At 59.1% G+C, this 14,668-nt stretch carries 11 protein-coding genes; 4 read left to right on the top strand and 7 right to left on the bottom strand.

Features of this window, described 5'->3' with window-relative positions:
- Positions 1–28: 28 nt before the first annotated feature.
- Positions 29–853, bottom strand: coding sequence for an AraC family transcriptional regulator (locus tag JFT44_RS11170; RefSeq protein WP_186625746.1), 825 nt, complete (start codon positions 851–853; stop codon positions 29–31).
- A 257-nt stretch (positions 854–1,110) separates the two neighbouring features.
- On the opposite strand from JFT44_RS11170, the gene JFT44_RS11165 reads away from it, so the two are divergent.
- Positions 1,111–1,383 carry a DUF1652 domain-containing protein gene (locus tag JFT44_RS11165; protein ID WP_057438448.1) on the top strand — a complete coding sequence of 91 codons (273 nt, stop codon included), beginning with the start codon at positions 1,111–1,113 and terminating at the stop codon, positions 1,381–1,383.
- A 47-nt stretch (positions 1,384–1,430) separates the two neighbouring features.
- Here JFT44_RS11165 and JFT44_RS11160 read toward each other — a convergent pair whose 3' ends face one another.
- Complete coding sequence (locus JFT44_RS11160; RefSeq protein ID WP_169990192.1) at positions 1,431–3,896, bottom strand: UvrD-helicase domain-containing protein; 2,466 nt, start codon at positions 3,894–3,896, stop codon at positions 1,431–1,433.
- 227 nt (positions 3,897–4,123) lie between these two features.
- Here JFT44_RS11160 and JFT44_RS11155 point away from each other — a divergent pair, with 227 nt between their 5' ends.
- Positions 4,124–4,819 carry a pirin family protein gene (locus tag JFT44_RS11155; RefSeq protein ID WP_057959680.1) on the top strand — a complete coding sequence of 232 codons (696 nt, stop codon included), beginning with the start codon at positions 4,124–4,126 and terminating at the stop codon, positions 4,817–4,819.
- 130 nt (positions 4,820–4,949) lie between these two features.
- On the opposite strand, the gene pgm is transcribed toward JFT44_RS11155, so the two are convergent.
- From pgm to JFT44_RS11135, 4 genes are all read right to left on the bottom strand, one after another.
- Positions 4,950–6,596 carry a phosphoglucomutase (alpha-D-glucose-1,6-bisphosphate-dependent) gene (gene pgm, locus JFT44_RS11150; RefSeq protein WP_057959681.1) on the bottom strand — a complete coding sequence of 549 codons (1,647 nt, stop codon included), beginning with the start codon at positions 6,594–6,596 and terminating at the stop codon, positions 4,950–4,952.
- Between the two features lie 114 nt (positions 6,597–6,710).
- Positions 6,711–8,117 (bottom strand): PLP-dependent aminotransferase family protein, encoded by a 1,407-nt coding sequence (locus JFT44_RS11145; protein ID WP_120733068.1) that lies wholly within the window; start codon positions 8,115–8,117, stop codon positions 6,711–6,713.
- 37 nt (positions 8,118–8,154) lie between these two features.
- Complete coding sequence (locus JFT44_RS11140) at positions 8,155–9,564, bottom strand: hypothetical protein (RefSeq protein ID WP_169990191.1); 1,410 nt, start codon at positions 9,562–9,564, stop codon at positions 8,155–8,157.
- A 701-nt stretch (positions 9,565–10,265) separates the two neighbouring features.
- Positions 10,266–11,288, bottom strand: a complete 1,023-nt coding sequence (locus JFT44_RS11135; protein WP_120733064.1) for a zinc-dependent alcohol dehydrogenase family protein — start codon at positions 11,286–11,288, stop codon at positions 10,266–10,268.
- Between the two features lie 247 nt (positions 11,289–11,535).
- Between JFT44_RS11135 and JFT44_RS11130 the strand changes: the two genes are divergently transcribed.
- Positions 11,536–12,450, top strand: a complete 915-nt coding sequence (locus JFT44_RS11130) for a LysR family transcriptional regulator (protein ID WP_057959684.1) — start codon at positions 11,536–11,538, stop codon at positions 12,448–12,450.
- Positions 12,451–12,763: 313 nt separating this feature from the next.
- Here JFT44_RS11130 and JFT44_RS11125 read toward each other — a convergent pair whose 3' ends face one another.
- Positions 12,764–13,669 carry a LysR family transcriptional regulator gene (locus JFT44_RS11125; RefSeq protein WP_120733062.1) on the bottom strand — a complete coding sequence of 302 codons (906 nt, stop codon included), beginning with the start codon at positions 13,667–13,669 and terminating at the stop codon, positions 12,764–12,766.
- A 130-nt stretch (positions 13,670–13,799) separates the two neighbouring features.
- Here JFT44_RS11125 and JFT44_RS11120 point away from each other — a divergent pair, with 130 nt between their 5' ends.
- Positions 13,800–14,630, top strand: coding sequence for an oxidoreductase (locus JFT44_RS11120; protein WP_198830646.1), 831 nt, complete (start codon positions 13,800–13,802; stop codon positions 14,628–14,630).
- Positions 14,631–14,668 lie beyond the last annotated feature (38 nt).

The raw sequence follows: 14,668 nt of genomic DNA, 5'->3' as shown, positions 1-14,668 counted from the left end.
GTCGATGGCGTGATCCTAGTGCCTGGCTTCAGTCGTCGTCTTGCGCGCGTGCACGCAGGGAAATTTGTTTGACGTAGGCCTTGGGCGACAAGCCAGTGTGCTGGCGGAAACAGCTGTAAAACGCCGACAAGGAATTGAAACCGGCGGCAAACGCCAGCTCGTCGATACGGATCGGCGGCGTGGCGCCGTCCAGCGCCGCCAGTAAATGCTGCAGGCGGGCCTGGTTGACGTAGCGGTAGAAGCTCTGCCCCAGCACCTGGTTGAGCAGATAGGAAATCTGGTTGCGGCTGTAACCACATTCCTTGGCCACCCGCTGCAGGTCCAGTTCCGGGTCGAGATAGGGTTGCTGGCGCTGGAAGTACTGCTGCAGATCGTTGGCCAGGTAACTCAGTTGCTGGGGCGACAGGCCCAGGCGGCTGACGGTCGGCCGCGTAGCCTGGGACTGGGAGCGGCTGGTGGCGGGCTCGTGCACCAGGGACGCGTATTCGTTGACGCACCAGATCAGCCCGTCACGCACGGTGATCGCCTCACTGGTGCGAAACGACACCAGGCCCTGGCCGCCACGCAAGGTCACGCGATACTGGATAAAGGCGGTATCGCCGTCGGTGCGAATGCGGTCGGTGTGTTCAATGCCTTCGTCGGGGTCGCGGGGCATGCTGGCTTGCAGGTACTCACGCAACTGGTCGAAGCACACCACGCGGTTCTGGAAGAAGTCGTGGTACTGGATATCCGGGTGATAGTGCGCCATCACCCCGTCCAGGTCCCGGTGTTTCCAGCAAAGATGATGGCGCAACACCACCTCGGCAGTCGCTTGCGTCTGTTGCGGGCTATCGGCCGGGACGGTCTGTGGCATACAACGCTCGAAAACGGCTAAAGCCTGGAGCTTGCACAACTTTACCAAGGGCTTCAATGGCAACGTGACAGTTTTAAGTGGTGGCCTTTTGCCTAAGTATTTGTAAGACATGACCCACGTCAAACTTCTTGCAAGCAACTGCCGAACGGATAGAAAAAACTCCGCTGCTCACTGCAAGTGAGTGCTATTTTTTAAGCTTCACAGTCAGCACCATTGATGGTTCTGACACCCTTGCCGCGAGCTAAAGGAAGTGCTCAATGAACAAGGTGGGCCACATGAACAAAGTGACGTTCCCCAACGCATGTCAGTTGATGCGCTGGCATTTTCATCCGGTCGGTTTTGAAGGCAGCATGGACGCACCCGGCAGCCTGATTGCGCGCCTGTTTGACCGAGAGAGTGGTGAAACCCTGATTGCCATCGCTGGCATTCCCTGCGCCACGGTGATGAATGCCACGGATGTGGAGCGGATTATCGAAGCGATCGAGGCTGAGCTGGAATCGTTTGTGCGGCCAAAGTTGCTGCAGGCCTGAAGGGTGTGGGAGCTGTCCCGCCCGGCGAGACAGCTCCCACATTTGATTTATTGCGCTTTAATGGCGCGGCGATCATCAAAGAACGCCTTGCCCCCCGCCACCCGATCCGACGCCCTGGGCGCATGCCCCACCTGGCCATCCTGCCCTTCGACATACCAATAGCAATGGCTCACCGCCCGGGTAATCCCGACATAGGCCAGGCGCAGCACTTCGTCTTTTTGCGCATTGTCGTAAGGCTCGGCATCCCCGTCCTTGCCAAGGCCGGCCATGCGGTACACCTGGTTCTTGTAAGGCGAACGGGTCAGGTGCTGGCAGTCGCCAAGCAAAAACACGGCATCCGCCTGCAGCCCCTTGGCGCTGTGGTAGGTCAGTTGCTTAAAGCGGCGCATGCCCGGCGGCAAGCTAGAATCAAGGTTAACTACAGACCGAATATGCTCCTGAATCAATAGCTTATCGCTGCTTTTTCGATACAGCATCAATACCGATTCGCCCCGTTGATAGTGCGCCAGCAACTGCTGCGCCAGGCCCGCCTCGTCACGATCCAGCACCTGTACCGGCACCAGCGCCCTGGCTGCGCCGCTGGCCTTGGCCTTCTTGCCGCTGATTGCCGGTGCGGCTTTAACGATATGTTCGGCCGCATCAATGATGTGCTGATGACTGCGGAAGTTCTCCCCGAGCATCACCCGCGTGGTGGTCGGCGACGGGAACTCCTTGTTGAACTCCATGAAGTACTTGGGCGAACTGCCGCGCCAGCCATAGATCGACTGCCAGTCATCACCGACACAGAGCAGCGAAGAATGCTGGGCCGCGCGCCCCACATGCAGCGCCGGCCCACGGCTGCGGATCTCGCGCAGGCTGGCGCGGATCCACGACACGATCTGTGGCGAGACATCCTGGAATTCGTCGATCATCAAGTGCGACAGCGGGCGCAACAGCCCGTCGCTGAGCAGCTTGAGGTTTTCTGGCGTGTTCTCGCCAAACAGCGAAAACATGCGGTTGTAGGTCATGATCGGCGGCGACTGGTCCAGCAGATGATCTTCCAGGGCCTTCCAGAAAATACTCAGGGCCTCGAAGAAGCCGCGGTCCGGGTCATCCTTGGCAAAGCTCATCTGGCCCACCGCCGTGGGCACGTCCAGGCCGAGGTTCTCGATAAAGCCGGCGGCGCTCACGAAACAGTCCAGCAATGGCGCTGAAGCCAACTCACCCTTGACCTTGTAATCAAACCCGGGGCCGGAGCTGGCATCCCCCGCCAGGCTGCTCAACAGGCGCCTGGATGATTCGTAATTATCCAGCCAAATCAATGGCTTGCGGCAGAATGCTTGAAACAGGGTGCGCTTGACCGCCCATTCAGCCCGCACCGACAGCTTAGCCCCAGAGCGGGCGATCTGTGGGTTTTCCCTGGCGTCGAAACCCAGCACTACCCAGGCATCCAGCTCGGCGCTGTAGCCATGGCAATGGAACGACGCACCATTGATTTCAACACGCTGGCGGTTCGGCTCGATGCCCTTGATCGGCCATGCGCCGGCCCGGAACCACAGATCCTCGATCACATCGCACAATTCTTCATCGCGCTTGGCCGCCAACTCGGTGACGGCCACGCGTTTTTGCACATCCGGGTGGTCGCGCTCCAGCTCCTTGAGCTGCAAGGCATGGCGGGCCATCGGTGCAATCAACTCGCGAAAACGTGCATGCCGGCCGTAGAGGCCGTGGTAGCAGGCATTGAGCTGCTGGCGCTGGGCATCGTTGATGCGCAGGTCGAAGGGGTTGCTGTCGGCCTCGTCATCGTAGAGGCCGCTGCGCAGGTTTTCGAAGGCCTGCAACCGCTCAAAGCCCGGAAGGCTGCGAACCATGGGCAGGATGCGCGAGTGAAAGGTCCGCACTACCGCCTGGGCTTCTTTCAAAGCAAGGGGTTGGCCCCACAGGTGGAGAATCTCCATGAGCTTGCGGATAAAGTCCTGGCGCGACTCGCGGGTGAAGGTCACCACGGTCATGGCGCTCAGCTCAAAGCCCAGGTAATGGGTCAACAGCAGGATCCGCAGGACCAGCGAGGTAGATTTGCCAGCCCCGGCCCCGGCAATCACCGAAGTTGAAGGGGTATCACTGAAGATCATCTTCCACTGCGCCGTGCTGGGCTGCGCATGGGCCGGCAGCAGGCGCGCCACATCGGCTTTGATGCGTTTTTTCAATTCGGCGGTCAGTGGCAGGCGCCAATCGTCGAACAGGCTGTCGTCCACGCCCGGGGCGCGGTGCTCATCGCTACGGAAGTCGCGAATCAACAGAACCTGACGCCCCTCTTCGATGCCATCGCGCCGGCCTTCCTGATAGCCGTACTCCACGCCGGCCTCATGCCCGCTGCGAAAGCCATCGGCCTGGCCGTGCAACCACGAAAAACGATGCTGGGCCCGCAGGCGCGTCAACCCGTGGCCAAACAGCCGCGCAGCCAGGCGTTTGAACAGCGGCATTTGCGCCAGGGGGCGCAGTTCGGGAGGCAGATCGGGGGTGTGTTGCGGCACGCGGACTCCTGCGGGGGCTTGAGCGAACAGAGCCCCTATGGTCGCCGGAATCCCCCGACAGTTCCAGCCAATTGCTTTGGCTTCATGCAGTTAGGCGATTAACTGAAGCTGGGGTCTAGTTTTGGGACTGAACAAACAATCGAATAATCTGATAAGAATCAGGCATTTTTTACGCTTTTTGTCGATGATGCCCTGGCGGATGATAGGCCCATCAACAGGAGACGATCATGCTTGAACTTCGACCTTTTACCTCCCTGGGCGGCGCCAATCACGGTTGGCTGGATGCTCATCACCACTTCTCGTTCGCCGAGTACCATGACCCGCAACGTATGCATTGGGGCAACCTGCGGGTGTGGAACGACGACATCATCGCGCCGGGCACCGGCTTCCCGCAGCATCCGCACCGGGACATGGAAATCATCACCTATGTGCGTGAAGGTGCCATCAGCCACGCCGACAACCTGGGCAACAAGGGCCGCACCGAGGCGGGCGACGTGCAGGTGATGAGCGCCGGTACCGGGATCGCCCATAGCGAATACAACCTTGAAGCCACGGCGACCAAGATTTTCCAGATCTGGATCATTCCCAATGAAGCGGGCTTGCCCCCTTCCTGGGGCGCCAAACCTTTTCCCAAGGGTGAGCGCGAAGGGTTCGTGACCTTGGCCAGCGGCAAGCACGGTGACCATGAAAGCCTGCGGATCCGTGCCGACGCACGCCTGGTGGCGGCCAATCTGAAGGCTGGGGAAAGTGCCGAGTATCACCTGGATGCAGGCCGCCGGGCGTACCTGGTGCCGGCGACCGGGGTGATCGAGGTTAATGGTCTGCGAGCGCAGGCGCGTGACGGCATTGCGGTGCAGGATGAGCGGGTGTTGCGGGTGACGGCGGTCGAAGACAGCGAAGTGGTGCTGGTGGACCTGGCCTGATCTCGAGCCAGACTCAAAAACCAATGTGGGAGCGGGCTTGCCCGCGATGACGATGGGTCAGTCACACATGTATTGACTGATCCACCGCCATCGCGAGCACGCCCGCTCCCACATTTTTTACAACTGTGTGTCAGTTCGGGGTGATGGCGCCATCCACCAACACCTGAGCCTCTTCCACCAGGCGCTTGAGGTGATCTTCGCCAACAAAGCTCTCGGCGTAGATCTTGTAGATATCCTCTGTGCCCGACGGCCGTGCGGCAAACCAGCCGTTTTCGGTCATGACTTTCAGCCCGCCAATCGCCTGGTCATTCCCCGGCGCATGGCTGAGGATCTGCTGGATGCTCTCCCCGGCCAATTGCGTGGACGTGACCTGCTCCGGTGCCAGTTTGCCCAGCAGCGCCTTCTGCGCCGGCGTGGCCTTGGCATCCACCCGAATGGCGAACGGCTCGCCCAGGGCGTCGGTCAGGCCACGGTAGATCTGGCTGGGGTCCTGGCCTTTGCGCGAGGTCATTTCTGCGGCCAGCAAGGCCGGGATCAGACCGTCCTTGTCAGTACTCCACACGCTGCCGTCCTTGCGCAGGAACGAGGCCCCAGCGCTTTCTTCGCCGCCAAAGCCCAGGGAACCGTCGAACAGGCCGTCAGCAAACCATTTGAAGCCTACCGGCACTTCGTACAGGCGGCGGCCGATGCGTGCGGCCACGCGGTCGATCAAACCGCTGCTGACCACGGTTTTACCCACGGCAGCATCCGCCCGCCATTGGGGACGGTTCTGGAACAGGTAGTCGATCGACACCGCCAGGTAGTTGTTCGGCGCCAACAGCCCGCCCGACGGAGTGACGATGCCGTGGCGGTCGTGGTCGGGGTCGCAGGCAAACGCTACATCGAAGCGTTCTTTAAGGCCGATCAGGCCTTGCATCGCGTAGCTGGAGGACGGGTCCATGCGGATCTGGCCATCCCAATCCACGCTCATGAAACGGAAGGTCGGGTCGACTTCGGTATTCACCACGTCCAGGTTCAGACGGTAATGCTCGGCGATGGCCGACCAGTAGCGCACCCCTGCTCCACCCAGCGGGTCCACGCCCAGGCGCAGATCGGCGCTGCGGATGGCGTCCATGTCGATGACATTCACCAGATCGGCCACATAGGTGTTGAGGTAGTCATGGCGATGGGTGGTGTCGGCTTTCAGCGCCTGCGCGTGGGTGATGCGCTTGACCCCGGCCAGCTTGGCCGCCAGCAGTTCGTTGGCCTTGGCCTCGATCCATTTGGTGACGTGGGTATCGGCCGGGCCGCCGTTGGGCGGGTTGTACTTGTAGCCGCCGCTCTGGGGCGGGTTATGGGAGGGCGTGATGACAATGCCGTCGGCCAGCCCGCTGGTGCGGCCACGGTTGTAGCAGAGGATGGCGTGGGAAATCGCCGGGGTCGGCGTGTATTCATCGCCTTCGGCAAGCATCACATGCACACCGTTGGCGGCCAGCACTTCCAGGGCGCTGGCGCCGGCCGGCGTGGACAGCGCGTGGGTGTCGAGGCCGACAAACAGCGGGCCATTGATGCCTTGCGCCTCGCGGTACAGGCAAATGGCCTGGCTGATGGCCAGTACGTGCCATTCGTTGAAGCTCAAGTCAAAAGAACTGCCACGGTGCCCGGACGTACCGAAAGCCACGCGCTGAGTGGAGATCGCTGCATCGGGCTGGCCGGTGTAATAGGCCGTCACCAGTCGCGGGATGTCCACCAGCAATTGAGCTGGCGCCGGTTTGCCCGCAAAAGGACTGAGAGTCATGCAAAAACCTCTGAAAAGAAGGATTCGGAAAAGGAATGCAGTTTACTGGGTGTTCGACCGCCACGCGACGGTATCTATCCCACAACAATCAGTGATATTTCCCACAAAACCAATTCATCCGTGCTGCCCCTGCCTGAGGGCCTGGGCCAACTCCTCCAGCACCAGGTCCAGGCTGTGATGAGTGCTGACCACATGGCTCAAGCGAAAGTGCTGCTGGTACAGGCCAGTCACGCTGAACAACTCGCCCGGGGCGATCACCACCTGGCGCGCCAGCATGTTCTGGAACACCCGGCGCATATCCACGGCCTCGGTCGAACGCAACCAGAAGGTGGCGCCAGCCTGCGGCGTCCGGTACGTCACGCGCTCGCCCAGATGCTGGGCCAGGCGTGCCTGCATCGCTGCAGCGTGCTCCTTGAGCACCATGCGCAAATCATCCAAGTGCTGGTCAAAGCGGCCACTGTGGTAAAGCCGGGCAATCGCACGCTGGCGAATGGACGATAAACGAAACGCACGCAACAGGAACTGACGCTGCAAGGGCGTGCTCAGGTGCCGCGAGAGTAGATAACCATAGGGCGCCTCCGGGCCCATGGCTTTCTCGAAACTGGAAAACACCATCAGCCGCTCGGGGTTCACCAGGTCCCGCAGGTAGCGGGTGCACGCCTCAAACGCCAGCCCGCCATGGGTGTCGTTTTCCAGCAGCCAGCAGTCATATTGCTCCAGTAACCTGGCCACCTGCGCCTGATCCGCCACACTCAAGGCGTTGCCCGTGGCAAGGCCTGGAGTCGAGGACAGCAGCGCCAGTTGCACCCCCTCGGTCCGCAGTTGCTGCTCCAGATACGCAGGATCGAGCCTGCCCTGCTCGTTGCATGGCCACTCGATCACACGCACTCCGGCATCTTGCAACAGGCGCAGGATAAGCCAGTCACATGGCGACTCCACCAACACCGCCGCCCCTTTGAGCGCCAGCACTTCGATCAGAATGGCCAGGACACCTCGCAGGTCCGCGCCGATGTACACGTCATCCGCCTGCCAGCAACGTGTGGGCGAACGGGTATAGCGCGCCGCCAGTGCCGCACGCAGTTCCCAGATACCACACGGCTGGGAATAGGGTTGCAACTGGCGCGGATACTGGCGCACCAGTTCACGCTCCAGTTGCAGCAGCGGCGCGTCCAGGGACAACAGCTGTGCCGGCTCATCGGCACTGAGTACCAACATCCCCGGCCTGCGTGCCCCTACATACAAGCGTTCCAGCAAATCCCCCGTGGTACAGCACGCAGTGCTACCGGCAATGGGCAAGGCGTAGTAGCCGGACTTGGCTACCGAGTACACCCTGCCCTCCTTTTCCAGGAGCGAGTAGGCGTACTGAATGGTGGAAATCGACACATTCAACCGCTCTGCCAGGTGTCGCAAGGACGGCAGCTTGACCCGGCCCTCGGTGCCCACTTCATTGATCAGGTTGATCATGTAGCGATACACCGCCTGATAGGCGAAGTCTGCCTGTTTATCGTCCCTCATGAGGATTCCTGCCCGAGCAACGGCTGCCGTCGCGCAACCACCCTCAGTACCCTGTTACGCCGCACGGTCCTGTGGCCGGCTCCTCGACATTGATACAGGCCGCATTGGCCGCGACATGGGTGCCGTACAAATGCTGCAAAAGCGCCAGGGGCAAACCGCTGGTATCGACCATCCAATGCTGGATCAGCTCTGCCGACGCCTTGCCCTCAAGGGCTTTGTGCAGTTCGGGCAGCACCACCAGCATGCCCGGGTGACAGCGACGCAAGAAGGCTTCCAGCCGCTGTCCTTGCTGGATAAACGGTGAAAACAACAGGCACACCAGTTGGCTCTCCTCCAGGCCAAAGAACTCGCGGGCGTAGGTCGCCGCCAGCATGCGCCCATCCTTGGTGCCGGCTTGGGCAATCAGCAATTCGGGGATTTTTTTACGGCGCATAAAGCCGCTGGCGTGTTCGATAAAGCGCGTGACGCCCTCTCGATAATCAAGGCCCAGCAGCACTTCGGCCTGCAGGCCATGCATATGCGCCATCAGCAAGGGGTTGGCGTAAGCCGGGGTGCTGAACTGAAAGGCGAATTCATCCTGTTTGTAACCCATAAAATCGTTAAGCAGTGCCGTGAAATCCTGCCCGGCCGCGCGTAACAGATCGGCGACGCCGATATAGGTCAGGTGACGATGCACCTCTTTGGAAGCGTTATCCTCCGACGCGTAATGTTCGCCATAGACATCGCGGTAATAGCCGGCGCTGCAATCATCCATCCGGCAAAACAGGGCATTGAGCGCCAGTGGCTGGCCGGCGTGGCCTTTCATGCCTGCAGCGCGGGTGGTCCTGAACAGCCACGCCAGGTATTGGTTCTGCTGGCGCGGCGAATCACTGCTGACCAGGGCGTGCACCCCACCGTCCCATGCCGTGATACGGCGATAGAAATCCCCCAGGGACAAGTATCTGTCGTTGCACACGCTGGCGCGGATATCCCCTGAACGCTTATGCCCGATCATCAACATGTTGCGCCGGCCGATATCCTGGCCCGCTGCTGAAGCGGGGCGCAGGTGGTTGAAGGGCAGAACTTCCTGGTTTTCCACCATCAGCAGCTCGACCCTGGGGTCGTCGTGGAAAAACAACGCACTGTAGCCCCGATGAATGCTGTCCAGCGCCGCTTGCGTCATCCCGGTATGGCGCAGGGTGGCGACTCGCAATTGAAAACTCCTCGGCGCCCGGCCGGCGATGGTCAATTGGGCGGCGCGCAAGAAGGCCAGTGCGTAACTGCTGCCTTTGCCGCCCCCGTGGGTGACCAGTACTTTGTAGTCGCCGATCTGCTCGATGCCACCTGCCGCTACAATCAACCGCTGAATCAATAACTGAAGTGCGGTGCGCTCCGCTCGCGAGAAGTAGCCCTGCAACCGTTGCAATACCTGCTGGTAAACATAATTCATGGCTTGTTCGTGAATAGCGCTCATAGCTTTACTACCTGAGGTTAACTGTCAGTTCCGAGCAAGCAGTTGCGCGTGCCTGTCCGACCTGCTGTTTGCTTAGAGTTGACGTCTGTTGCGATTAAAGCTGATAGCTAAATGTTAGCACCGCACAACAAAACGCCAGTTGGAACATCCCGACGAAGATGCGACCACCTGCTGAAGAAAGCCCCTACAGCGGCCCAATGACCGCCTTAGGAACGGTCTTACAACTTCCTACTAGTCTTTAACTCAAACATTAAAGAATGATCTGACATATGCAGTGCAGGGCAAGGTCGGGATTCAGTTCGCGCGCACTTTAAGCCTCTCTCTACAGGCCAACGTCCTTGAGCCGGTATACAAGACGACTTGTTAGTTACAGCGAACCGCTGTTTGGATTTGATTTCTGCAATCATTGCTCAGTCCTTGAGATGAAAGTGACTGGGCAATTATCAGCGCTTGTTTGATGATTAAAAGATACAGACTCGGCGCGAAAACCAGTGCAGTTTGGCGAGCCGGTGTTTACCGCAGTGCCCATGTAAAACGCCGCTGCTCTGGGATTCAGGGCAGCGGCGGCATTAAAGGCAGGTTTTGCAGGGGAAGAATCCCGGCGGCAGATTCAGCAGGCGCGGAGATCCTGTCCTTCTAAATGGCGTATTTGCCCCATGGCAAACACCGGCGAAATGTCCGTTTACGAACATTCCCACAGATCAAACGGCTTCAACCTGCAACGCCACCCGCTCGCGACATGGGCATTCGTCCATATAGCGATGGGCTTCGACGAACTGGCTGAACGCAAACACTCGGGTCTTGAGCGGCACCAGCATGCCGTCGGCGGTCAACTGGTTGATCTCGCGCAGGGCCCGTTGCAATGCGGCCTGGTCCTGGGCAATGCCCAACTCCGGCTTGCCAGTGAAGTTGCCGATGCAGTGCACAAAGAACTGGATGTTTTTCTGGAACGCGGCACAGGCCGGGAACGGGGTCTGGTTACCACCTTGCAAGCCATACAACACCAGGCTGCCACGGGGTGCGAGCACATCGCCCAACAGCGACATCTGGGGGCCACCGAGGCCGTCAAACACCACATCCACGCCGCGTCCCTCGGTGAACTTGTTGATTTGCATCAGCAAGTCCTGCTCTTCAGTGACGATGACCTTTTCCGCGCCCAGGGACAGCAGGTATTCACGCTCGTCCGGCGACTTGGTGGCGGCAATCACCCGCGCCCCCAGGGCCTTGCCCAATTGTACGAACGAAGGCCCGGCACAATGGCTGGCATCCGTGACCAGGGCGAATTGCCCGGGCTTGACCCGCGCCAGGTCGACATAGGCAAAGTAGGCAATCAACAACGGTGTGTAATGCACGCTGGCCTGCACCGGGCTCAAGACATCCGGGTAACGGGTCAGGGCTGAACGGGGCAGGACAATCAGTTCGCCATACACTGGATAGTCATTCGGGCTTTCGGCCGGAAAACTGGCAACCTTGTCGCCAATGGCCAGGTCTTCAACGCCCTCGCCCACCGCCACCACCACACCGGCCATTTCATGGCCAAGGCCCGACGGCAAGCGCGCATGGGAAGACGCCAGGTTCTGCCGCCAGAGAATGTCGTACCAGCTGATGCCAATCGCTTCGACACGCACCTGCACTTCGCCCGGTGCGGGCAACGTGGCTTCATGCTCTTCGCACTTGAGCACCTCGGCCGGACCAAACTTGTGAAAACGGATCGTGCGGGACATCGCAAACCTCGCCAAAGTAACCTCTAATGCCATGAACTTTATCTGGGCTTTCGGGGCAAGGCCACCAGTCGCCATTAATAGTCGTCATGTCTGTCATTGATTCCGCCACCTCGGAAAATACCCCAGGCAGCGTAGGAAATCTGAATTAGCCGGTGCAGAGTACCAGCCTTTCCCCGTAAGATTCATGCCGGCCATTGTTATCATGTGGCCGCTCACGTCAAGTTCGCTGAATCTGCCAGGACACAAGATGAACCGTAACGACCTGCGTCGTGTCGACCTGAACCTGTTGATCGTATTCGAAACCTTGATGCATGAGCGCAGTGTGACCCGCGCTGCCGAGAAGTTGTTCCTCGGCCAGCCGGCCATCAGCGCCGCCTTGTCGCGCCTGCGCGGGTTGTTCGATGATCCGCTGTTCGTGCGCACCGGGCGCAGCATGGAACCCTCGGCCCGGGCGGTGGAGATTTTCGCCCTGCTCTCGCCGGCCCTGGATTCGATTTCCACCGCCGTCAGCCGCGCCGCCGAATTCGATCCGGCCACCAGCACCGCAGTGTTTCGCATCGGCCTGTCGGACGATGTCGAGTTCGCCTTGCTGCCCCCCCTGCTCAAGCGCCTGCGCGCCGAAGCGCCGGGCATTGTGCTGGTGATCCGCCGCGTCAATTACATCCTGATGCCAGGCCTGCTGGCTTCCGGGGAAATCTCCATCGGCGTCAGCTACACCGCCGACCTGCCGGCCAACGCCAAACGCAAGCTGCTGCGCCGCAGCCTGCCCAAACTGCTGCGCGCCGACAGCGTGCCCGGCTCCCTGAGCCTGGACGACTTCTGCGCCCGCCCCCACGCCCTGGTCTCGTTTGCCGGCGACCTCAGCGGGTTTATTGATGAAGAGTTGGAAAAACTCGATCGCAAGCGCCATGTGGTGCTGGCCGTCCCGCAATTCAACGGCCTGGGCACCCTGCTGGCGGGCACCGACATCCTCGCAACCGTGCCCGACTACACCGCCGAAGCCCTGACCGCCGCAGGCGGCCTGCGTGCTGAAGACCCGCCGTTGCCTGTGCGCAGTTTTGAATTGCATATGGCGTGGCGTGGTTCGCAGGACAATGATCCGGGGGAGCGCTGGTTGCGGTCGCGGATACAGATGTTTTTTGGCGATCCTGAGAGTCTTTAGGCGTTGTCGGGCAGGCTGTTTAGCTGATCATTTCTGGCTTTTCATAGGCCATGGAGATCCATTCACTTCCAGTGGATTGCTACATTGGGGGCAAATCTGAGGGCATGCTTTGGATGGTTTGAAAAGGATGCCCCAGGCTGAAGTCCAACAGCCACTTCTCGGAAAAGTCATACGCTGCCGCTCCCAAACCGCCGTCGAGCGCTATCCGATCACCTCAATTTGTAGACTTGAAGCGATCTTCTGGCGCCTCTGAAATCCTGACAATTCCGTCCAGGAACGCCAACTACAGAGGTCGTTGGAAAAAATAATAACGCTATAAATTTTTGATCTGGCGGGTAGAGCGAGTGAATTCAATAAATGCCTTTAGCGGAGCGGGAGTATGTCGCCGGCCAGGGTAGTACAAGTGCAACCCTGGATAGTATGGGCACCAATCGGCTAAGACCTGTTTCAGTCTCCCATCTGCTAAATACTCAGTCACCATGCCTTCAAAGACATAAGCCAACCCCAGCCCATCTATGGCTGGTCCGAGCATAAGGCTGACGTCACCCAGAGTGAGTGGACCGTTAACTTCGATTTCTTGGGCGATTCCCCCCCGCTCGAATTCCCAGCGATAAATCGAGCCACTGGGAAATCGATGGCGAATACAGGGGAGCCGATGCAAATCCTCGGGTTTTTGCGGCGCAGCATGGCGTTCGAAAAGCGAAGGTGCCCCCACAACAATTGACCGCATGTTGGGCCCAATAGCCAGAGAAACCATGTCTGCTTCTAGACGATTACCGAAGCGCACCCCAGCATCAAACCCTCCAGCTACTACGTCTACAAACGCATCACTTTCGACAATCTCTACTCTGATATCCGGGTACTGCTGGAGAAACGGGCTAACAATTGGGAGCAGCACCAATTCGCAAGCTTGGCGTCCTGCGGTGATGCGCAAACTGCCAGAAGGCTTGTCACGAAAGCTATTGAGATCTTCAAGGGCATCATCGATATCTCGAAACGCAGGCCGCAAACGAATGTACAGCCGCTCCCCCGCCTCCGTAAGGGCGACGCTACGAGTCGTCCGATTGAATAAGCGCACGCCGAGACGACTCTCCAGTACTCGCAGCGAATGGCTCAATGCTGAGGGGGTAAGGCCAAGATCTATCGCCGCTCTACTCAGGTTTAGATGCTGAGCGATGCTCAAAAAGATCGATAAATCGGCGGGAGATGGAGATTTCATTTGTGAGCCGCTTTCACAGAGTCAAGTAACCTTCATGGTATTAACACATCAGTAATGCACATTTAAAGTTGCGTCAACTTATCAGTAAGGCACGGCAATGCCGCACGGGCTACTGGCAGGAGGAGTTGATATGCGTACTTGGTTCATTACAGGCGCTTCTCGTGGTTTTGGCACACTCATCGCAGAACAAGCTCTGCGTGCTGGTGATGCAGTCATCGCTACCGCTCGCAAGCCTCAAGACATTACCAGTCGCTTGGGAGATCACCCGAATCTGTTGGCTGTACGCCTGGACGTAACCAGTGAAGAAGAAGCACATCAGGCTGTTGCCGAAGGTATCAAGCGATTTGGCCAGATCGACGTGGTCGTCAACAACGCCGGCTTTGGCGTGTTGGGCGCCGTTGAAGAAACCAGTGCTGAAGAGACGGAACGCCTGTTCGCCACAAACGTCTTCGGTGTGCTCAACGTGACGCGCGCTGTTCTGCCGCACCTGCGTCGGCAACGTAGCGGGCACATCATCAATATTTCCTCTGTAGGCGGATATCAGTCGTTTATCGGTTGGGGTGTGTACTGCTCCACCAAGTTTGCTGTGGAAGGCATTACCGAGGGACTGCATCAGGAATTGGCACCTCTGGGAATTCGAGTGACGGTCGTTGAGCCCGGTTTCTTCCGCACCGACTTTCTTGATGAGCAGTCGTTGATCAAGACCGCGCTGGAGCTGTCTGACTACGATGAGACGGTCGGTAAAATGCGGCAGTTTGCTGAGGGCGCTAACCACGCGCAGCCCGGTGATCCATTGAAGTTTGCAGAAGCCATGTTGACGCTGGTCAATGCACCTAACCCTCCACAGCGTTTGGCGATGGGTAGTGACACGGTAGCCATCGTTGGCGAGAAGAATCGTTTGGTTGAAGCTGAGTTGCTCGAATGGAAAGAGCTGTCTATCTCGACCGATTTCAAAGACTAAACACGCAATGACATAGAAACCGAACTTACTCGGTTTTT

The sequence above is a fragment of the Pseudomonas sp. MF5691 genome, from assembly GCF_016405645.1.
Lineage (GTDB): Bacteria > Pseudomonadota > Gammaproteobacteria > Pseudomonadales > Pseudomonadaceae > Aquipseudomonas > Aquipseudomonas shahriarae.
This window is presented reverse-complemented; position numbering and strand designations above follow the sequence as displayed.

Bases quoted from the DNA above. Each gene is read 5' to 3' on its own strand.
- JFT44_RS11170 (WP_186625746.1), bottom strand. From the start codon at position 853: ATGCCACAGACCGTCCCGGCCGATAGCCCGCAACAGACGCAAGCGACT.
- JFT44_RS11165 (WP_057438448.1), top strand. From the start codon at position 1,111: ATGAACAAGGTGGGCCACATGAACAAAGTGACGTTCCCCAACGCATGT.
- JFT44_RS11155 (WP_057959680.1), top strand. From the start codon at position 4,124: ATGCTTGAACTTCGACCTTTTACCTCCCTGGGCGGCGCCAATCACGGT.
- pgm (WP_057959681.1), bottom strand. From the start codon at position 6,596: ATGACTCTCAGTCCTTTTGCGGGCAAACCGGCGCCAGCTCAATTGCTG.
- JFT44_RS11140 (WP_169990191.1), bottom strand. From the start codon at position 9,564: ATGAGCGCTATTCACGAACAAGCCATGAATTATGTTTACCAGCAGGTA.
- JFT44_RS11135 (WP_120733064.1), bottom strand. From the start codon at position 11,288: ATGTCCCGCACGATCCGTTTTCACAAGTTTGGTCCGGCCGAGGTGCTC.
- JFT44_RS11130 (WP_057959684.1), top strand. From the start codon at position 11,536: ATGAACCGTAACGACCTGCGTCGTGTCGACCTGAACCTGTTGATCGTA.
- JFT44_RS11125 (WP_120733062.1), bottom strand. From the start codon at position 13,669: ATGAAATCTCCATCTCCCGCCGATTTATCGATCTTTTTGAGCATCGCT.
- JFT44_RS11120 (WP_198830646.1), top strand. From the start codon at position 13,800: ATGCGTACTTGGTTCATTACAGGCGCTTCTCGTGGTTTTGGCACACTC.